Below are 19,644 nucleotides of genomic sequence, written 5' to 3' on the forward strand. Positions count from 1 at the left end.
GCTGCACCCCATAAACGTTTTCAGTCAGCCCAGCCCGCAAGCGGGTGTTGAGCCAAGCTGCGGCAGATTCGACCGGTCCATGCTGCGGGCTGGGCCTGCAGCAGTGTCGCCAGGGACTGGTCGTCATTGCCATTTTTTCCATCTCCGGCGAGCACTGAAAACACAGCGGCCCCGGAGCCCGTCATCCGGGCGTTGCCGAATCGCTTCGACATCAGAACCAACGCATCTCGCACTTCACTGCTGATACTTTCGGCTGCGGGCTGAAGATCGTTTCGACCAAAGCCTGTAACCAGGTTTTCTGCAGTTCCAGCCAGGGCGGGAAAGCCCGCGACTATAGCCAGGTTTTCGCTCCTTGCCAAGAGTTGGCTTGAAAAGATGTCCTTGGTGGCCAGTCCGGCCGGGCCTTTGATGACGGCGAAGCGCTGCTCGGGCAAGGCCAGCGGGTGCAGCATTTCGCCTATGCCTTCGACGAAGGCCGGCCCACCGCCGAGGAAGAAGGGCACGTCGGCGCCGAGCTTGAGCCCGAGAGCGAGCAAGCGCTTCAGCGGCAGGCGCAGATCCCACAGGCGGTTCAGCGCCAGCAGTGTCGTCGCGGCGTCGGACGAGCCGCCGCCCATGCCGGCACCGGCGGGCAGGCGCTTCTCGAGGTGGATGTCGGCGCCGAGCGTGCAGCCGGTTTCGGTTTGCAGCAGGCGCGCGGCGCGCAGGCAGAGATCGTCGGCCGGCAGGTCACCACCGAGCACGTCGTGACGCCGCAGCCGCGCGTCGGAGCGGGCCTCGACATGCAGCGTGTCCGCCCAGTCGACCAGCACGAAGAGCGACTGCAGCAGGTGATAGCCATCGGGCCGCTTGCCGACGACGTGCAAAAAGAGATTGAGCTTGGCGGGCGCGGCCAGGTCGTGCAGCGCCTTCATTCGCCGCTGTCCAGCCTGGCGCGCAGCGTGACGGTGGGCGCGGCCAGGCGCGTGGCGACGAGGGCGGGCAGCTTGGGCTCAATGCGCCAGCCGAGTTGCTCGAAGCCGCCCGGCGTCTTCTGATGCGGCGCGGCCGGCCAGGGGCGGGCCTGCAGCCAGTCGAACAGGGCGGCGATCGGCACGGGCTCGCCGAGCAATTCGCGGGTCAGCGCATCGAGGTCATCGAAGCGGCGCTCTTCGCTGGGTGTCTGCAGCGTGGCGCGGCCCGGCTGCCAGTTCGCGCGGGCCACCAGCGCACCCAGCGGCGAGGTCAGCTCCAGCCGGCCGGCCTGCGGGCCGCCAAAGAGCTCGAAGCTGGCCGCACCGCCGGTGCCGCGGTTGTGCACGTCGCCGGCCACGGTCACGCTGATGCGGCCACCGAGCCGGGCTTCGGCCGATGCGGCCGGCGGCGTCTGCGGCAGCTGGGCGCAGCCGGCCAAGGCGAGGGCGAGCAGGAGAGTGGCGACGCGTCTCATCGCGGCTTGACCTTCAGCCGGTCCAGCGTTTCGCGCAGGGCCTCGTTGCGCGGTTCGCGCTGGGCGGCGTCCTGCCAGACGCGGCGGGCCTCTTCTTCCGCGCCGCTGGCCCACAGCACCTCGCCGAAGTGGGCGGCGATCTCGGCGTCGGGCCGGCTGCCATGGGCCTGGCGCAGCAGCTTGGTGGCCTCGCCCAGGTTGCCCAGGCGGTACTCCACCCAGCCCAGGCTGTCGACGATGAAGGGCTCGCCAGGCGCCAGCTTGAGTGCCTGCTCGATGAGCTGCTTGGCCTCGGGCAGGCGCAGATTGCGCTCGGCCAGCGAATAGCCGAGGGCGTTGTAGGCATGGTGATAGTCGGGCTTGATCTCGATGACCTTGCGCAGCAGCGTCTCCATCTCGTCGAACTTGCCGACCTTCTCGGTCATCATGGCCTGCTCGTAGACCAGATCGGGGTCGGCGGGAAAGCGGGTCGTCGCCGCCTTGAGGACGGTGAGGGAGGCGGCGTAGTCGCGCTGCTCACGCATCAACTGGGCCTCGGCCAGCAGCGTGGCGCGGGCGTCGGCGTCGCTGGCGTCGGCGGCCGGCTGCAGCAGCTTGCGCGCATCGCCGAGCTTGCCCTGGCGGGCCAGCAGGCTGGCGCGGCGGTAGCGCAGCTCCAGGCTGTTGCCGTCGACCTTCTGCAGCGCCGCCTCGGCGGCCTTGAAGTCACCGCGCTGCTCGGCGGTCTGGGACAGCATCAGCCAGGCCTGCTGGCGGCCTTCGCCGCGGGCGCGGATCTCGGCGTCGGTGCCCGAGGCCGGCGTGTCCAGGCGCTTCAGCGCCTCGCGCAGGGCCGTCTCGGCGGCGGCGAAGTGCTTGAGCTCCAGTTCGATGGCGCCCAGGGCCAGCCAGGGCGCGGGGTTGTCGGGCGTGGCCTCCGTCAGCAGGCGGAACTCGCGAGCGGCTTCGGTCGGGCGCTGGGTCAGGATCAGCGAGCGGGCATAGGCTTGGCGCAGCCCGTGTTGCGCGGGGTTCTGCTGCAGCCGCGCGGTGATCAGTGCCTCGGCCTGCGGCTCGGTGGGCATGAGGTCAACGGCCAACTGCATCGCGTCGTCGTTCTCGGGCACGAGCTGGTTGAGCTCGCGGGTCAGCGCCAGCGCGCGGGTGCTCTGGCCCGCATTGATGGCCAGGCGCGCCTCCGTATAGAGGGCGGCGGGCTTGAGCGGGCCGGTCTGGGTCTGCAGCACCGGCGCCAGCGCCGTCAGCACGGACTTGGGGTCGGGCGAGCGCTGGAACAGGCGCGGCAGCGCGAGGATCAGGCTGGGGCGCTGCGGCGCGGGCGCGACGCGCAGCAGGCTGGCCAGCGGCGTCGGCACCTCGGCGGGCTTGTTCATGACGGCCAGCAGCTGCACACAGTTCTGCAGGGCCTCCGACGAGGTCGGCACGGTCTCGGCCCAGGCGCGGGCGGCCATCAGGGCCTGGTCGCCGGCGCGGGCCTGCACGGCGATGTTGACGACGCGCTTGAACAGCTCCTCGTCCCCGGTGCGGCGGGCGGCATCCAGCAGCACCTGGAAGGCGACGCCGGCTTGGCCGTTCTGCAATTCGAGCTCGCCGATCAGCAGCTGGTAGAACAGCGGCGCGTCCATGGCCGAGTTGGCAGTCGGTTCGGCAGGCGCGCTGGGGGCGACATCCTGGGCGTGGGCTTGCAGCACGGCCAGCAGGGCGGCGGCGGCGATCACGCGACGGTAAGGCAGGGGCATTCGAACTCCAGGGGGCAGGGGCTGATTATGATTTCCAGCCCATGCCCGAGTTACCTGAAGTCGAAGTCACGCGCCGCAGCTTTGCGGATGCCATCCAAGGCGCCCGGGTGACCGGTCTGCGCCTGGGGAAACCGCTGCGCTGGCCCCTCGGCGTGGACCCGGAAACCCTGCTCGGCGCTCGCGTCGGCAGCACGCAAAGGCGGGGTAAATATTTGTGGCTGCCGCTCGATGAGCGCGGCGGCCTGCTGATGCACCTGGGCATGTCGGGGTCGCTGGCCTTCCTGGACACGACACCGGCAGCGGGCGCGCATGACCATTTCGACCTGCATACCGACCACGGCCTGCTGCGCCTGACCGACCCGCGCCGCTTCGGTGCCGTCGTCTGGGGCGCGGCCCTGGATGCCGAGCCCGTCGCCACGCTGCTGGGCAGCCTGGGCCTGGAACCCTTCGACGAGCGCTTCGACGGCCTGCACCTGCATGCGGCCCTGAGCGGCCGGCGCGTCGCCATCAAGCAGGCGCTGCTGGCGGGCGACATCGTCGTCGGCGCCGGCAACATCTACGCCTGCGAGGCGTTGTTCATGGCCGGCATCGACCCCCGCCTGCCTGCCGGCAAGCTCAGCCGCCCGCGCGCCGACAAGCTCGCCGCCGCCGTGCGCACGGTGCTCGGCCAGGCGCTGGAAGCCGGCGGCACGACGCTGCGCGACTTCCGCGATGCCCACGGCGTGGCCGGCAGCTTCCAGATGCAGGCCCAGGTCTATGGCCGCGAGGGCGAGCCTTGCCGGCGCTGCGGCACCCTCATCAAGCGCATCGTGCAGGGCCAGCGTTCCACCTTTTTCTGCCCCCAATGCCAGAAGCGCTGATCAAGGACTTCGGCCGGACCGTCGTCGCCTGGCAGCGCCGCCATGGCCGCAACACCTTGCCCTGGCAGAACACGCGCGACCCCTACCGCGTCTGGCTGTCGGAAGTCATGCTGCAGCAGACCCAGGTGGCCACCGTGCTCGGCTACTACGAGCGCTTCCTGGCGCGCTGGCCCAAGGTCACCGACCTGGCCGCGGCGACGCTGGACGAGGTGCTGGCGCAGTGGGCGGGCTTGGGCTATTACAGCCGGGCGCGCAATCTGCATGCCTGCGCCCAGGCCGTGGCGACCTTGCACGGCGGCGCGTTCCCGGGCACGGCGGCCGGCTTGCAGACGCTGCCGGGCATCGGCCGCTCCACCGCCGCGGCGATCGCGGCCTTCTGCTTCGGCGAGCGCGTCGCCATCCTGGACGGCAATGTGAAGCGCGTGCTGTCACGCGTGCTGGCCTTCGACGGCGACCTCAGCAGCGGCGCGGCCGAGAAGAAGCTGTGGAGCTGCGCCACCGAGCTGCTGCCCGACCAGGACGTGGACCGTTACACCCAGGGCCTGATGGACCTGGGCGCCACCATCTGCAGCACGCGCGCGCCGGACTGTCTGCTCTGCCCGGTGCAGCCCATGTGTCGCGCCCAGCATGCCGGTGACCCGACCCGCTATCCGGTCAAGACCAGGAAGCTCAAGCGCGGCCGCCGCGAGAACTGGTGGCTGTGGGTGGCCGGCGCCGAGGGCCAGGTCTTGCTGCAGCAGCGGCCCGCGACGGGCGTCTGGGCGGGTCTGTGGACGCTGCCCATGTTCGACGACGAGGCCAGCGCCCGCGCCGCCCTGCCCGATGTCGCCTTGGAGACCTTGCCGCGCATCGAGCATGCGCTGACCCATTTCGACTGGGTGCTGCACACGATGCGGGTCGAGGCGCTTGGGGGAAACCTGCCCGAATTTGGCTCGGGCACCTGGGTCGCCCGGGAGAAACTCGCGAGTTACGCGCTGCCCGCGCCGCTGAAGAAACTGATCGAGGAAAGCTGAATGAAACCCGCAATCAAGAGCGGCATCGAGTACGCGGTGATCACCCTGCTCGTCGCCGGCCTGTGCCTGTGGCAGCTCATCAGCAGCACGCAGGACGATGAGCCACCGGCGTCCAAGCTCGCGCTTCTGGGGCTGGGGCTGATGATTGCCAGCAGCATGCACTGCGTCTTCATGATGCAGCTGGTGCGGCGCACCGGCCGGCGCTTTTGGCCCTGGTTCATTGCCATCGTCATCTTCGCGCCCATAGGCACGGCCGTGTTGCTGGCCCAACTGCTCGGCGAGTCGGACGCGGCGGAAAGCTGACACTGCGCACTCTTCACGCTCCAGCGCATTGCCTGCCCGCGCTGAAAGGAGCAAAGTCCCCCGAACAACAATGAGAGGGGACAGCCTTGGATGCCTTGAAGAACCTGCGCGTCGGTGCGCGCCTTGGCCTTGCATTCGCCATCCTGCTGGTGTTGATGCTCGCGATGGCCGGCGTGGGAACGCTGCTCGCGAAGTCGATCAACTACTACGCCGAGTACTACCCCGAGAACATCCTGCCGTCGCTGCGCATCATTCACCTGATCGACGGCACGGTCTCAGACTTGCGGCGGCTTGAGCAGCAGCACATCCTGACCGATGACGACAAGGAGAAGAAGGCGCTCGGCGCACAGATTGCCAAGGCCCGCGACGACATCAGGCAGCGCCTCAAGGACTATGAGCTGCTGGCGGCGGACGACGAGGATCGTGGGCTGCTGAAGACGGTGCGCGAGGGCGCCGAGGCCTATTTCACGGGGCAGGAAAAAGTCCTCAAGGCCTCCGAAGAAAGCGCTGCCGACCCGACCCAGGGCACCGCCGCCCGCGAGATGAGCGCCACCGCCGTCCGCAGCACGTTTCTGCCGCTGCGCCAGAACGTCAACAAGTGGTGGGACTACAACGAGAAGCTGGCCGCGCAGACGACGGCGTCCGCAGAGAGTGCCTACCGGCGCGTGTTGCTGATCTTCGGTATCGCATCCGTCGTTGCCCTGGTCATCGGCGTGTTCGCGGCCTTGTGGATCACCCGCTCCATCACCGGCCCGGTGCAACGCGCCTCCGAGGCCGTCAAGGCCGTGGCGGCCGGTGACCTGACGATGCGCCTGCAGAGCAGTTCGCGCGACGAGCTCGGCCAGCTGGTGAACATGCTGGACGAGATGACGCAGAACCTGGCGCGCATGGTGTCGGGCGTGCGCCAGGGCTGCGACCAGCTCAATGTCGCCGCGGCCGAGATCGCCCAGGGCAATGCCGACCTGTCGGCGCGCACCGAAAGCCAGGCTTCCAGCCTGGAAGAGACGGCTGCGTCGGTCGAGCAGATGGCCGCGCAGATCAAGGCCAATGCCGACAACGCCCGCCAGGCCGACCAGCTCGCCAACCATGCCTCCGAAGTGGCTGGCGCCGGCGGCACTGCGGTGGGTGAGGTCGTCACGACGATGGATGCCATCTCGACCTCCAGCCGCAAGATCTCCGACATCATCGGCACCATCGACGGCATCGCCTTCCAGACCAATATCCTCGCGCTGAACGCGGCCGTCGAGGCGGCGCGGGCGGGCGAGCAGGGGCGCGGCTTCGCCGTCGTGGCCGGCGAGGTGCGCCTGCTGGCACAGCGCAGCGCCGAGGCAGCCAAGGAGATCAAGAGCCTGATCGGCGACAGCGTCGGCAAGGTCGAGAGCGGCAGTGCCCAGGTGCTGGCCGCGCGCGAGACCATTGGCCAGATGGTCAACGAGGTGCGCAAGGTGACCGATCTCGTCGGCGAGATCACGGTGTCCAGCCGCGAGCAGAGCGAGGGTGTGGGCCAGATCAATGCCGCCGTCAGCCAGCTCGACCAGGCCACCCAGCAGAACGCGGCCCTGGTGGAGCAGACGGCGGCCGCGGCGGAGAGCATGCGCATGCAGACGGCCAAATTGTCCGAAGCGGTGGCGGCCTTCCGCGTGGAAGCGCACATGGCGGGCCACGCCAGCGCCGCGCCGCGCAGTTCGCCCAAGCCGGCGTCCAGGCCTGCCGCCGCGCCCAAGGCGGCAGCCAGGCCGGCCGCCAGGCCCGCGGCGCCCAGGCCCGCGCCTGCGACGGCTGCCGTCGTGGCGCCGACACCCAGGCCCGCGCCTGCACCGACACCCAGCACCAGCGAAGGCGACTGGGAAACCTTCTGAGCGCCGCGCGTCTCAGTCGGGCGCTTCGGTCAAGGCCTGCAGGATGGACCACGCCGCCTCGATGCGTGCCGGAATCGGGTAGTTCCGATTCKCCAGCAGCACGAGGCCCACGCGCCGCGAGGGGATGAAGGCGACATAGGCGCCGAAACCTCCCGTCGAACCCGTCTTGTTGAAGAGTCGAGGTTCGCCCGGCGTTGTGCGAGGCAGGCGCTCTGCAGGCCGTGCGTCGAAGATCATTTCCGCCGAGTTGCCGCCCAGCAGCCATTCGCGCGAGACGGGGAAGGGGTATTGCTCCCATCCCAGCCCCTGGACGAGCGGCCCCGAGCGGAAGTGCCCGACCTGCGTGGCCTCGACGGCGCGGCGCATCGCGGGCGCCAATGAGCTCGGATCGATGTTCGCCTGCACGAAGCGCAGCAGGTCCGAGGCGGTCGTCCTGATGCCGTAGGTGGGTTCGGCGAGCGGCCCGGGCTGCATCCTGACCTGCCTGTCTTCGCGATGGCCCCAGGCGTAGTCCTTCATGGCGTGCTCGGGCATGCGGACGTGGCTGTGGGCCATGCCGAACGCAGGGAACAGCCGCGTCTCGAGCGCCGTCGCGAAGTCTTCGCCGAGCGCCTTCGCCGTGACGAGACCCAGCAGGCCCAGGCTGGGGTTGGAGTAGCCGCGCACACTGCCCGGCCGCGCCGTCGGCTTCCAGTCGCGGAAGTAGCGCAAGGTCGCGGCGTCACCCACCACCGCATCCGGGAACTGCAACGGAAGGCCGCCGGCGGTATAGGTGGCCAGATGCAGCACCGTGGCCTTGTCGATGGCCGTGCCCGTCAGTTCATGAAGGTATTTGCCGGGATGGTCGTCCAGCGACAGCTTGCCGGTGCTCTGTGCGTAGGCCGCCAGGGTGGCCGTGAAGGTCTTGCTCACCGAGCCGATCTCGAACAGCGTGGCATCCGTGACGGGCGCCTGGGCCTGCTTCGAGGTGACGCCGAAGTTGAAGACGTAGGCGCGGCCGTCCACGGTCAAGGCTGCGGCCATGCCGGGGATGTCGTGGCGCGACATCATCGGCAGGAGGGCGGCTTCCACGGCGGCGCGGATGCGGCCTTCATCTACGGCGTGGGCCGCGGCAGGCCCCAGCAATGCGCAGAGGATGAGAGGCGTCCTCATGAAGCGGTGCATAGCTCCCACCCCGGCTAGAACAGCGCGGCCAGACGCCGCACGGCGTCTTCGGACTGGGCCCGGTCGGGCGTGAGGTCGGCGTTGCCGAAGTCGTGCTCGCCCATGGCGGCGACGAGCAGCCCGTCGCGGCGCGGCAGCACGACGAGGTTCTGGCCGCGGTAGATCAGTGCGTAGTCCACCTCGGGCTGTGGAATCAGCCGGGCCGTCTGGCCGCGTACCGGCGTCATGCCCGTGTCGCCGAGCAGCTTGCGCGCGCCGTCGCCGGTGCAGTTGACGATGACACGCTCGGGCAGGCGTGCGAAGTCGCGCGGCTGCTGGAACTCGCGCTGCACCAACTCGCCGCCGTCGCGGGCGAAGTCGTCCAGCAGCAGGCGTTGATAGGCCGGGATGTTGAAGATGAGCTGGGTGAAGCGGCGTGCGTGGGGCGTGCGAAAAGGATGCTCCGCGGGCGAGAGCGCCTTGCCCTGCGGGCGCAGATCGGCGATGCGCGACGCGAGCTCTGGGTAGTCGGGCTCGCCGATATGGCCGGGCAGGGGTTGGTTGAAATCCTCGTCGGCGACGACATAGCCGTCATGCCATTCAACGGGGCCCGATGGCAGGCCGAGATAGCCCTGGTGCACCTTGAACGAGGCGCGCGCCATCGCCTCCCAGTCGGCCGTCCAGGTCTCGCTGGCGTGCTCTTCGGTGACGATGCGCGAGTCTGGCGTCCACAGCCCGGTGGCGGCCGAGGAATGCACGCGGGGCGGGCGATCCTTGGCGTAGAGCCTGACCTTGTAGCCTGCCTGCTGGGCGGTGCGTGCCGTCGTCAGGCCGATGGCGCCGCAGCCGATGACGGCGATGCGCTCGCCCGGGCGCATGCCGCTGGCCTGGATCAGCGCCAGCGCGCGCTGCGCCGAGCCCCAGGACAGCGACCAGCCGCTGCCGCCATGGCCGTAGTGGTGGACCAGGGTCTTGCCAAAGCGCTTCTCGGCCTCGATGCGCGGCCCCTGGGCGCGGAAGGGGCGGATGCCGACGGCGATGTCGATGATGCGGTCGACGCTGGCGCGCATGGCGGCCGGCGCGCGCGGTGCGGCGAAGTCCAGACCCCAGGCTGGCAGGGTCAGCGTGGCGCTGCCCGCTGCGAGCAAATGGCGGCGGTGCACGCTTGCGGGCCGAGCGACGAGCCGCTCCCGAGCCGGCCCGCTCTGGTGATGTGCTTGCCGGTCGAGCCGGCAAGCATCGCCGTCCCCGCGGGGGGCCGGCCAAGGTACTCCTTGGACGAGGGGCTTCATGAAGCTTGTTTGGCCAGCGATTTTCGGATCAGCGCCGCATCGCGCAGGCGGTTGGCCGAGCCATCGGCGTCCAGCAGCACGACGGTGACCGGGCGCTTGCCGTTCAGGATGCGCATCGCCAGGCAGCGGCCGGCTTCCTCGGTGTAACCTGTCTTGGAGACGCGGATGTTCCAGCCCTTGGCGCCGACGAGACGGTTGGTGTTGCGCACTTCGCGCTGGCGGCCGTCCACGGGCACCTTGGTCTTCTTGACGCTGGTGATGCGCTCGATCTCGCCGTAGCGCGCCGCCGCGGCCGTGATGGCCGCCATCTCAGTGGCCGTCGAGGTGTTGGCCGGCGACAGGCCGGTCGGGTCGGTGATGGCGGTGTGCTTCAGGCCCAGAGCGCGGATCTTGGCCAGCATGGCCTTCTCGAAGCCTGCGTCACCACCCGGATAGGTGCGTGCCAGCGCCGCGGCCGCACGGTTCTCGGATTCCATCAGCGCCAGCTCCAGCGCTGCCTGGCGGCTCATCTGCGTGCCCACGCGCACCCGCGAGCGGCTGTGCTTGAGGGTGTCGACGTCGTCGCTCGTGATGCGCAGCTTCTCGTTCGGGTCCAGCTTGGCGTCCAGCACGACCATGGCCGTCAGCAGCTTGGTCAGCGAGGCGATGGGCACGACGGCATCGGCGTCGCGGGCCATCAGCACCTTGCCCGTGGCGTCGTCGATGACGACGACATGCTTGGCGTTGACGGGCAGGCGCAGTTGCTGGACCGGTGCGGCCTCGGCTTCGACGGCGGCCACCGGACCCGGCGGCGGCTCGACCGGGTCGCGGCCCTTGGCTTGCACGACGAAGCTGGTCGCGGCGATCAGCAGCGCCGGCAGGGCCAGCTTCCAGCCGGTGGCCTGGGGACGGGGTGCGAGCAGGCGTTCGATGCGCGCGAGCAGATCGCCGCCGCGAGCGGCGATTGCGGGAGAGGGGGTCATGTCGGAAGAGTCCAGTTCAGAAAGGGCGTGCAGGGCCAGGGCCAGGCGGCGTGAGTCGCCGACCAGTTCGGCCGAGATCTCGTCAGCCACCAGCTCGCGCTCGTGGCGCATGCGAGCCGAGAGCCACCAGACGACGGGGTGGAAGAAGAGCAGGGCCTCGACGGCGCTCTGCAGCAGGTTGGCGAGATAGTCCCAGCGCCGCACGTGGGCGAGCTCGTGGGCGAGCAGGGCTTCGAGCAGATCCACGGGCAGGCGGGCGAGCAGCGCAGCTGGCAGCAGCACGCAGGGCTTCAGCATGCCGATGGCGATGGGGCCGGCGAGCTCGGGCAGCAAGCGCAGCGGCACGGCACGCTTCAGCCCAAGGCGGCGGGCGAGGGCGTCCAGCCGCGCCTGCCATTCGGCCGGCGCCGGCGTGCTGCGCCGCCGCGCGCGGCCCACCCAGGCCAGGCCGAGGGCCAGGCGGGCCAGCATCAGCGCCGTGCCCAGGGCCCAGGCGCTGACCAGGGCCGGCATCTGCTCGGCCAGCGGCGGCAGTTCGCCGATGAACTCGGCTTCAGCCGGCCCGAGGTCCAGGCACTGGGCCAGCGGCAGGCCGAGGCACAGGCCCAGGCCGGCCGCGCAGACGGCATAGCGCCAGCGCGCCGAAGCGCCGCGCATCAGTGCCAGCAGCAAGGCCACCACGCCGCCGACGAGGACACCCTGCCAGACGAAGTTGACGAGGGCCCAGCCCCAGGCATTCATGACGATGTCCAGGCTCATTAGTGCACCCTTCGGCCTGCGGCCTGTCCCGCCGAGCGGGAGCGAGCTTGCTTGGGGCGGCCCGGCGCGGCGCTCATGCTTCATCTCTCTTGTTGGCCAGCAGCTGGCGGATTTCCGCTCGCTCCTTGGCGCTGACATGGCTCTTCAGGGCCGCCAGCACCAGGGCCTTGCCCGAGCCGGCAAAGGCCTTGCTGATGAAGTCCTTCATGAGGGACTGTTGCAGCTTGTCCTGTGCCTGCACGGGGGCATAGAGCTGCGGGCGCTGGCTCTCGTCGCGGCTCAGCAAGCCCTTGCCATGCATGACCTGCAACTGGCGCAGCACGGTGGCGTAGGTGGCGTCCGGGCGCTCGGGCAGCAAGGCCTCGTGCACGGCCTTGGCGTCGCCGGAGCCGAGGCGCCACAGCACCTGCAGCAGGTCCAGCTCGGCCGGCGTCGGCTTGGCGGGGGGTGTTTGACTCATGCGTTCAGAATAATCGTTCTAGAACTAGTTGTCTAGAACAAGAATTCTGAAACTACCGAGCATCCAGTTCGCGGTGGCGTTTGAGCACGTGACCGTGGTGGCCGAACTGCCGCGCCAGCATCTCGACGAGATAGACCGAACGGTGCTGGCCGCCGGTGCAGCCGATGGCGACGGTCAGGTAGCTGCGCTGGTCGGCCGCGAAGTTGGGCAGCCAGCGCGACAGGAAGCCGGCGATCTGGCCCATCATCAGGCCGACCTCCGGCTGAGCCGCCAGATAGGCGGCCACCGGCGCATCGCGGCCGTTCAGTGGGCGCAGTTCGCGGTCGTAGTAAGGGTTGGGCAGCACGCGCACGTCAAAGACGAAGTCCGCGTCGCTGGGCACACCGTGCTTGAACGCGAACGATTCGAACACCAGCGTCAGCTTGGTGCCGGCGTTGGGGCCGACGAGGTCGCCCAGCCAGGCGCGCAGCTGGGCCGGGCGCAGCTGGCTGGTGTCGATGACGGTGGACTCGGCCTTGAGGCCGCCCAGCAGCTCGCGCTCCAGCTTGATGGCATCCAGCAGCAGGCGGTGGCTCTCATCGGCAGCGCTTTCCAGGCCGCCGAAGCCGGTGTCGCGGTCCTCGCGCAGGGGGTGGGGGCGGCGCGTCTCGGAGAAGCGGCGCATCAGCGCGTCGTTGCTCGCATCCAGGAAGATGGAACGCACCGGCACACCGGTGGCGCGCAGGTCCTTCAGCAGCGGCAGCAGCATCGGCAGCGAGCTGGCCGAGCGCACGTCCACCGCGATGGCAACCCGCCGCTCACCGCGTTGCTGCTCCAGGCGCAGGAAGTCCAGCAGCAGTTCGGCGGGCAGGTTGTCGACGCAGAAATAGCCGGCGTCTTCCAGTGCGTGCATGGCCACCGACTTGCCACCGCCGGACATGCCGGTCAGCAGCACCACGTCGCCGTGCAGATCCGGGTCTGTGCTCATGACTTCGCCTTGCGCGGCTTCATGGCCGTGGACGCGTCCAGCATCTCCTGCGCATGCGCAAGGCTGGTGGAGGACAGGCGTTCGCCGCCCAGCATGCGGGCCACCTCGGCCACGCGGGCCTCGCCAACCACCGGGCTGACCGAGCTGACGGTGGTTGTGCCCTGCAAGGCCTTGGCGACGACGAGGTGACGATCAGCGCAGGCCGCGACCTGGGGCAGATGGGTGACGGCCAGCACCTGGCGCTGGCCGGTGGCCGAATGGCCCAGTTGCTTCATCAGCCGGCCCACGGTTTCGGCAACGGCGCCCCCGATGCCGACATCGATTTCGTCAAAGATCAGCGTGCCTGGGGCGTTGCCGGTGGCGGCCTGGCTGGCGGTCACGGCGATGGCCAGCGCGATGCGCGACAGCTCGCCGCCCGAGGCCACCTTGGCCAGCGGCCGCGGCGTGCTGCCGGCGTGGCCGGCGACGAGGAATTCGGCGGCTTCGACGCCAAAGCTCTGCGGGCCGTCCGTCGCATTCAGGGCGATATCGAACTGGCCACCCGCCATGCCCAGCTGCTGCATTGCGGCCGTGACGGCGCTCGCCAATTGAGGTGCGGCCTTCTTGCGGGCGCGGCTGGCCGCCTGCGCCTCGGCGTCGAAAGCCTGGCGCGTGGCGGCCAGCGCCGCTTCGAGCTGGGCCGGGTCGCTGGCGGCATCAAGTGCGGCGAGTTCCGTGCGCCATTGCGCGAGCAGCGTCGGCAACTCCTGAGGCTGGCGGCGGTAGCGGCGGGCCAGCGTCATCCAGGCCGACACGCGCTCGTCCAGCTCCGCGAGGCGGTTCGGGTCGAGGTCGGCCTTGTGCAGATAGGCGGACAGCGTGTGGCAGGCATCCTGCAACTGCGCCTGCACGTCGCGCAGGGCCTGCACGGCGGGCAGCAGGCGGGCGTCATGGTCGAGTACGCGTTCSAGCTGGTCCAGCGCGCCGCCGGCCAGCGACTGGGCGCTGGGTTCGGCCTCGTCCAGGGCGTCGAGCGCCGACTTGGCCGCGTCGATGAGGGACTGGCCGTGCGACAGGCGACCATGCTCGGCGTTCAGCTCCTCCCACTCGCCCTCGGCGGGCGCGAGGCCGTCCAGTTCGCCGATCTGCCAGGCCAGGCGCTCGCGTTCGCGCAGCGCGTCGGCCTGCTGGCCCTGGGCCTTTTGCAGCGCCTCGGCGGCCTGCTTCCAGGCGGCGTGGGCGCGGGCCAGCGGTGCGGTGTCCAGGCCGGCGAAACCGTCCAGCAGCTCGCGCACGGCGGCCGGGCGGGTCAGGCCTTGCCAGGCGTGCTGGCCGTGGATGTCGAGCAGGTGGTCGGCCAGCTCGCGCAACTGGGTCAGCGTGGCGGCACCGCCATTGATCCAGGCGCGGCTTTTTCCCGCGGCGTCGATGACGCGGCGCAGCAGCAGCGTGTCGTCGCAGTCGAAGCCGGCTTCGTCCAGCCAGGTGCGCAGATGCGGCGGCGTGTCGAACTCGGCGCAGATCTCGGCCTTGGCCGCACCCTCGCGCACGACACCGGCGTCACCGCGGCCGCCCAGGGCCAGCTGCAGCGCATCGATGAGGATGGACTTGCCCGCACCGGTCTCGCCGGTCAACACGGCGAAGCCGGGCTCGAAGTCGAGCTCCAGCGCGGGGACGATGACGAAATCCTTCAGGCTCAGGTGCCGCAGCATGGGTCAGGCTCTAAACATACCAACGCAGTTTGCGTCGCAGGGTCGCGTAATAGCTCCAGCCCTTGGGGTGCAGGAAGCGGACTTGGTGCTGGCTGCGCCGCACGGTGATGGTGTCGCCGTGCAGCAGGCTGGCCAGGCTTTGCATGTCGAAGTTCACCGAGGCATCGCGTCCGGCGACGATCTCCATGCGCACCTCGCCCAGATCGGGCAGCACGATGGGCCGGTTCGACAGGGTGTGAGGCGCGATCGGCACGATCAGCCAGCCCGCGATGCTGGGGTGCAGGATGGGCCCGCCGGCCGACAGCGCATAGGCCGTGGAACCGGTGGGCGATGCCACGATCAGGCCGTCGGCACGCATATTGGCGACGAACTGCTCGCCGACGTTGACCTTCAGCTCCACCATGCCGGACGTGCCGCCGCGGCTGACGACCACGTCGTTGAGCGCCAGTCCGGAGAAGATGGATTCGCCGTCGCGCCAGACCGCGCCTTCCAGCATGGACCGTGGCTCGACTTCGTAGTCACCCGCCAGCACCGGCGCCAATGACTCGCGCCAGCGCTCGATGGGGATGTCGGTGATGAAACCGAGGCGCCCCTGGTTGATGCCCACCAGCGGAATGCCGTGGCGGGCCATGTCGCGCGCGAAGCCCAGCATGGTGCCGTCGCCGCCGATGACCACCGCCAGGTCGCATTGCCGGCCGAGTTCGTCGTTGGACAGCGCGTCGTAGTCCGTCAGGCCGGTGTTCAGCGCCGTGTCCGCTTCCAGCGAGACGTCCAGGCCCTGACTGCACAAAAATTGGGCAATCTCCTCCAGCACCGGCCTGATGCCAGGCGCTTGATGCTTGCCCACGATGGCGACATGTCTGAAGCGCTCGGCCATGCGGCAAATTACACCACAGGGGGTTTGCACATCCCGGGCAGAACAGCGCTGTCCATAGAATGCGGCCATGCTGGACGAGCGATCCAAATCCCTGCTGAAAACCCTGGTCGAACGGTATATCGCCGACGGCCAGCCGGTGGGCTCGCGCACGCTCTCCAAAGCCTCGGGCCTGGAACTCAGCCCGGCGACCATCCGCAACGTGATGGCCGACCTCGAAGAGCTCGGCCTCATCGCCAGCCCGCACACCAGCGCCGGCCGCATCCCGACCGCCCGCGGCTACCGCCTSTTCGTCGACACSATGCTGACGGCCCAGCCCGGCCTCATCGGCGTGGAGACGGCGCAGCTGCAGCCCGACCAGCCGCAGCGCGTCATCGCCAGCGCGGCGCAGATGCTGTCCAACCTGTCGAGCTTCGTCGGCGTCGTCACGGCGCCCAAGAAGCCCAGCGTCTTCCACCACATCGAATTCCTGCGCCTGGGCGAGCGCCGCGTCCTCGTCATCCTCGTCGCACCCGACGGCGACGTGCAGAACCGCGTCGTCTTCACGGCCCAGGACCTGAGCCAGGGCGAGTTGCAGGAGGCCAGCAACCGCCTCAACGCCGGCTACGCGGGCCTGACGCTGGAGGCGGTGCGTGAACGCCTTCGCCACGAGGTCGACGCACTGCGCGGCGAGATCGCCGGCCTGATGAGCGCGGCCGTGCAGGTGGGCAGCGAGGCCATGCAGCAGCAGGAAGAACGCGTCGTCGTCTCCGGCGAGCGCAACCTGCTGACCGTGCAGGACTTCAGCCACGACATGGGCAGCCTGCGCCGCCTCTTCGACCTCTTCGAGGAGAAGACTCAGCTGATGCGCCTGCTCGACACCTCAAGCCGCGCCGAGGGCGTGCGCATCTACATCGGCGGCGAAAGCCAGGTGGTGCCCTACGAGGAACTGTCCATCGTCAGCGCGCCCTACGAGGTCGACGGTCAGGTCGTAGGCACGCTGGGCGTCATCGGCCCGACGCGCATGGCCTACGACCGCATGATCCAGATCGTCGACATCACGTCGCGGATGGTTGGCCAGGCGCTGAGCCAACGCTGACTAGAATCCGCGCCTCCTCCCCGGGGGCCGTTAGCTCAGTTGGTCAGAGCAGAGGACTCATAATCCTTTGGTCATTGGTTCAAGTCCAATACGGCCTACCACGTATTCATGCGGGTTTGCGGGCGATTTCACGAATCGCCGACCGTGCCGAAGATGGGCTTCGGTACAGTATCGGTACAGTGCTCAGCTTCAGAGAGGTAGAGCACCGACATGCCGACCATCGTCAAGACCGATTCCGGCACCTGGAAGGCGGTTATCCGCAAGACCGGTTTTCCCACCAACATCAAGACCTTTCGCCTCAAGCGTGACGCCGAGGACTGGGCCCGGCGCACCGAGGACGAAATGGTGCGTGGCCTGTACGTCCAGCGAGGGCCGGCAGAGCGGCTCACGTTTGAGAAGGCGATACAGCGTTACCTGACGGAGGTGACGCCGACAAAACGACCGTTCACACAGCAGAGCGAGAAGTACCGGGCTGTCGCGCTGACGGGGTTCTTCGGCAAGTACGCCATGGCTGGCATTACGCCGGAACTAATCGGCAACTATCGCGATAGGCGGTTGGCTGGCGAGGATCGTTTGAAAGACGGCAAGCCGCAGCCCCGTGCGGCCAACACTGTTCGCTTGGAGTTGGCACTGTTGGGGCACCTATTCACCATCGCGATCAAGGAGTGGGGGCTGGGGCTGCCGTCCAATCCCGTGTTGAACATCCGCAGGCCGGCGCCCGGAGCCGGTCGGAATCGCCGCATCTCCAAATCCGAAGAGGTGCGCCTGATGGCGCTGGTAGATGCGCATTCAAATCCAATGCTCCGATGGATCGTCCGTACGGCTATTGAAACGGGCATGCGGTCGTCCGAAATCGCAACGCTGCGCCTTTCACAGGTGGATCTCGTCAAGCGCGTTGTTCGCCTTGTAGAAACCAAGAACACGATGCCGCGCACGGTGCCGCTTAGCAAGGTGGCGACAGAGTTGCTCACAGCTGCCATTGCCAATCCCTTGCGGCCAAAACATTGCGATCTCGTCTTCTTCGGAGAGGCGGGCCGGGAAGGGAAGCGCAAGCCCTACGACTTCAACAAGATCTGGCTGGCGATCAAGGCGGAGGCCGGGCTCAAGGACTTGCACTTTCACGACTTAAGGCACGAGGCAGTCAGCCGCTTGGTCGAGGCCGGCCTCAGTGATCAAGAGGTGTCGGCAATCAGCGGGCACAAGTCGATGCAAATGCTGAAGCGATATACGCACTTGCGAGCCGAGGATCTGGTTGCCAAGCTTGACGCGATTTCCTAGCGCTCGGGAGGTCTCGATGCGGCGCCTGACGGATGCGCGCGTAATGCCTCAGCTACGGTGAGTTCTTGCCGGCGAGTCTTGCAAGTGTGGCCTCCTCCTCGGCGACCCACTTCGCGATGGAGGCCTTGTCCGTAGGATCGACCTGCAGCGGGTGCGGTACGAGACCAAACAGTACCCACTCAACAAACTGCGGTCGTTCCCGGCACGCAGCTGAGATCATCGCTGCCGTGGGCTCCGCGTTTTGCAGGTACAGATTGGCCCAATCTGCGGCTGAGGTTCCGTTCTTGTACCGTCGTTCCAAGTAGGTAAACAGGTCGGAGCCAATGGGGCCTGCCCATTGGCGTATCACCCACTTCAGACGGCTGCCAACGGTGAGCCTGTCCTCTGGTGAGGGAGGTGTGAATGATCCCAGCCGTCCACCAACCTGCGGCACTCTGATGCCGGTCGTCACATAGGTGTAAGCGTCGGAATCCGTTGCCTGCACGAATGCCAGCATTTCTGGGGTGGCGCCCTGCCGACCATAGTAGACATTCTTCCAACGCTGAGCGGGAATCGAACTCTGAGACTCCAGAGTCGCAAATCGACCTCGATCACCGTAGCTGTCTTCGAGCCACTCTACGAATCGGGCGGTGACCTGTTCATCCTGCTTCGGTCTAGCCATCTGCAGACCTCTCCAATGCACTATTCATTGCACTAAGTTTAAAATAGTGCATAATTGAGTGTAGTTAATTGTGCTGCCTTACGGCAAACACTTGAGGGTTGATTACACCATTGCTGCCCCCTCGCCGGGTAGCGACTCACATGCCGCGACCGGTGCGGCAGCCCCTTGGAGATAGATGATGACTACCGAAGAAGTCTTGCTTAAGCGATATGGCAGCCCTTTGCTGACCATCCAGCAGGTCGCCGAAGTTCTCGACCGTAGTCCCGAGGGACTGCGGATCAGCCTGGCAGGTGAGGGCGACGTCGCGCGCCGACTGAGGCCCAGCAAGGTGAAGATCGGCCGGCGGGTCTATTGGCGGACCAATGGGGTCGCACAGATGATCGACGAGGCCTGACGGTGAGCGTTCGGGCCTCGAATTGGGCCTGGCGAGTTGCGCTTCAACCGACTCAGAAAGTCGTGCTTCTAGCGCTGGCGGACATCTCGGACGATACCGGCTTGTGCTGGCCCTCATTGAAGACGCTTGCAGTGAAGTGCCACGTGTCTCCTCGGACGATCCAAAGGACGGTTAAGGAGTTCGAGGACTGCGGGTTACTTGAAGTCACCACGCGGTTCGCAGCGAATGGCAGGCAGACCTCGAACGGCTACGTGCTCAGGCTGGACGGCGAGACGTGGTCACCGTTTGCTCCTGCCAAAGGCAGGGAGGGTGACAGGCTGTCACCCTCCATTTCGGCAGGGCGGGGGGAGGGTGACAGCTTGTCACCCTCCCCCCAAGCGAGACGTAGGGAGGGTGACATCAGCGTCACCCCGGGGGTGACACCTGGTTGTCGTGGAGGGGGTGACACAGTTATGACGCCCCTTGAATCACCACAAGAACGTCAATGTGAATCACCACTACAACCACTCCCGTCGTTGCGCTGGCCGGGGTCGCTGGCTCACTCGCAACGCTTGCTGATCGCACCGATGCTTGCGGAACAGGCTCACGAGACAGCGCAGCAGCTGCTTGATGAGCTGGGAAGTGCGCTCGCCCTGCCAGGACGGATCCGAACGACTCCAGCACGTTGGATTGCTGGGTTACTACGACGACACGGACGGGGCGAATTCGTGCCGACGGTGGAAGCAGTACCTACCCACACGGTCAGTGTGAAGCGCGCACAGCACACCGAGATCAGTGTGCCTCCTGAAGGTGCCGCATCTGATCATGACCGTGAGCAAGTCAACCGTGCCCGGGAGAAGCTGAGAGCTGTCGCCGAGCGCCTCCGCGTACGGCCGTGAGCCG

The 19,644-nt window shown here is 68.0% G+C and carries 19 protein-coding genes and 1 tRNA gene; 9 read left to right on the forward strand and 11 right to left on the reverse strand.

Annotated features, from left to right (window positions below; translation table 11 throughout):
- Positions 1–20 precede the first annotated feature (20 nt).
- Genes AC1DW3_RS21180 through AC1DW3_RS21190 form a run of 3 tightly spaced genes read right to left on the reverse strand, consistent with a single transcriptional unit; the run spans position 21 to position 3,168 of the window.
- A complete protein-coding gene (locus AC1DW3_RS21180) occupies positions 21–914 on the reverse strand; it encodes a 4-(cytidine 5'-diphospho)-2-C-methyl-D-erythritol kinase (RefSeq protein ID WP_477934563.1) in 894 nt (297 codons plus the stop codon).
- Positions 911–1,429, reverse strand: coding sequence for an outer membrane lipoprotein LolB (locus AC1DW3_RS21185; RefSeq protein ID WP_477934565.1), 519 nt, complete (start codon positions 1,427–1,429; stop codon positions 911–913). The genes AC1DW3_RS21180 and AC1DW3_RS21185 overlap by 4 nt, the downstream gene beginning before the upstream one ends.
- Positions 1,426–3,168 (reverse strand): tetratricopeptide repeat protein, encoded by a 1,743-nt coding sequence (locus AC1DW3_RS21190; RefSeq protein ID WP_477934567.1) that lies wholly within the window; start codon positions 3,166–3,168, stop codon positions 1,426–1,428. Before AC1DW3_RS21190 ends, AC1DW3_RS21185 begins: the two co-directional genes overlap by 4 nt.
- Before the next feature lie 41 nt (positions 3,169–3,209).
- Between AC1DW3_RS21190 and mutM the strand changes: the two genes are divergently transcribed.
- The 4 genes from mutM to AC1DW3_RS21210 all read left to right on the forward strand — a co-directional run bounded on the left by mutM (position 3,210) and on the right by AC1DW3_RS21210 (position 7,203).
- Entirely contained in the window at positions 3,210–4,028 is an 819-nt protein-coding gene (gene mutM / locus AC1DW3_RS21195) for a bifunctional DNA-formamidopyrimidine glycosylase/DNA-(apurinic or apyrimidinic site) lyase (RefSeq protein ID WP_477934568.1), read from the forward strand.
- Positions 4,013–5,041, forward strand: a complete 1,029-nt coding sequence (mutY, locus tag AC1DW3_RS21200) for an A/G-specific adenine glycosylase (RefSeq protein ID WP_477934570.1) — start codon at positions 4,013–4,015, stop codon at positions 5,039–5,041. Before mutM ends, mutY begins: the two co-directional genes overlap by 16 nt.
- The gene (locus AC1DW3_RS21205) at positions 5,042–5,344 is read left to right on the forward strand and encodes a hypothetical protein (RefSeq protein ID WP_477934572.1); all 303 of its coding nucleotides are present in this window, start codon (positions 5,042–5,044) and stop codon (positions 5,342–5,344) included.
- A gap of 86 nt (positions 5,345–5,430) precedes the next feature.
- Complete coding sequence (locus AC1DW3_RS21210) at positions 5,431–7,203, forward strand: methyl-accepting chemotaxis protein (RefSeq protein WP_477934574.1); 1,773 nt, start codon at positions 5,431–5,433, stop codon at positions 7,201–7,203.
- Positions 7,204–7,215: 12 nt separating this feature from the next.
- Here AC1DW3_RS21210 and ampC read toward each other — a convergent pair whose 3' ends face one another.
- The 7 genes from ampC to AC1DW3_RS21245 form a co-directional block, all read right to left on the reverse strand.
- A complete protein-coding gene (ampC, locus tag AC1DW3_RS21215) occupies positions 7,216–8,367 on the reverse strand; it encodes a class C beta-lactamase (protein WP_477934576.1) in 1,152 nt (383 codons plus the stop codon).
- A 14-nt stretch (positions 8,368–8,381) separates the two neighbouring features.
- The gene (locus AC1DW3_RS21220) at positions 8,382–9,509 is read right to left on the reverse strand and encodes an FAD-dependent oxidoreductase (RefSeq protein ID WP_477934578.1); all 1,128 of its coding nucleotides are present in this window, start codon (positions 9,507–9,509) and stop codon (positions 8,382–8,384) included.
- Between the two features lie 125 nt (positions 9,510–9,634).
- Positions 9,635–11,359 (reverse strand): M56 family metallopeptidase, encoded by a 1,725-nt coding sequence (locus AC1DW3_RS21225; protein ID WP_477934580.1) that lies wholly within the window; start codon positions 11,357–11,359, stop codon positions 9,635–9,637.
- 73 nt (positions 11,360–11,432) lie between these two features.
- Positions 11,433–11,819 (reverse strand): BlaI/MecI/CopY family transcriptional regulator, encoded by a 387-nt coding sequence (locus AC1DW3_RS21230; protein ID WP_477934582.1) that lies wholly within the window; start codon positions 11,817–11,819, stop codon positions 11,433–11,435.
- A gap of 52 nt (positions 11,820–11,871) precedes the next feature.
- Entirely contained in the window at positions 11,872–12,786 is a 915-nt protein-coding gene (gene rapZ, locus AC1DW3_RS21235; RefSeq protein ID WP_477934584.1) for an RNase adapter RapZ, read from the reverse strand.
- The gene (gene recN / locus AC1DW3_RS21240; RefSeq protein WP_477934586.1) at positions 12,783–14,477 is read right to left on the reverse strand and encodes a DNA repair protein RecN; all 1,695 of its coding nucleotides are present in this window, start codon (positions 14,475–14,477) and stop codon (positions 12,783–12,785) included. The genes rapZ and recN overlap by 4 nt, the downstream gene beginning before the upstream one ends.
- A 10-nt stretch (positions 14,478–14,487) precedes the next feature.
- Positions 14,488–15,354, reverse strand: coding sequence for an NAD kinase (locus AC1DW3_RS21245; RefSeq protein ID WP_477934588.1), 867 nt, complete (start codon positions 15,352–15,354; stop codon positions 14,488–14,490).
- A gap of 67 nt (positions 15,355–15,421) precedes the next feature.
- On the opposite strand from AC1DW3_RS21245, the gene hrcA reads away from it, so the two are divergent.
- The 3 genes from hrcA (at position 15,422) to AC1DW3_RS21260 (ending at position 17,707) form a co-directional block, all read left to right on the forward strand.
- On the forward strand, positions 15,422–16,429 hold the full coding sequence (gene hrcA, locus AC1DW3_RS21250; protein ID WP_477934590.1) for a heat-inducible transcriptional repressor HrcA: 1,008 nt from the start codon (positions 15,422–15,424) through the stop codon (positions 16,427–16,429).
- A 24-nt stretch (positions 16,430–16,453) separates the two neighbouring features.
- Positions 16,454–16,530: transfer RNA gene (locus AC1DW3_RS21255), tRNA-Ile, on the forward strand.
- A gap of 109 nt (positions 16,531–16,639) precedes the next feature.
- The gene (locus tag AC1DW3_RS21260; RefSeq protein ID WP_477934592.1) at positions 16,640–17,707 is read left to right on the forward strand and encodes a site-specific integrase; all 1,068 of its coding nucleotides are present in this window, start codon (positions 16,640–16,642) and stop codon (positions 17,705–17,707) included.
- Positions 17,708–17,759: 52 nt separating this feature from the next.
- Here AC1DW3_RS21260 and AC1DW3_RS21265 read toward each other — a convergent pair whose 3' ends face one another.
- The gene (locus tag AC1DW3_RS21265) at positions 17,760–18,368 is read right to left on the reverse strand and encodes a hypothetical protein (RefSeq protein WP_477934594.1); all 609 of its coding nucleotides are present in this window, start codon (positions 18,366–18,368) and stop codon (positions 17,760–17,762) included.
- 178 nt (positions 18,369–18,546) lie between these two features.
- Between AC1DW3_RS21265 and AC1DW3_RS21270 the strand changes: the two genes are divergently transcribed.
- Positions 18,547–18,762 carry a DNA-binding protein gene (locus AC1DW3_RS21270; RefSeq protein WP_477934596.1) on the forward strand — a complete coding sequence of 72 codons (216 nt, stop codon included), beginning with the start codon at positions 18,547–18,549 and terminating at the stop codon, positions 18,760–18,762.
- 2 nt (positions 18,763–18,764) lie between these two features.
- A complete protein-coding gene (locus AC1DW3_RS21275) occupies positions 18,765–19,640 on the forward strand; it encodes a helix-turn-helix domain-containing protein (RefSeq protein WP_477934598.1) in 876 nt (291 codons plus the stop codon).
- Positions 19,641–19,644 lie beyond the last annotated feature (4 nt).

The organism is Roseateles sp. P2_H4, from assembly GCF_056403315.1.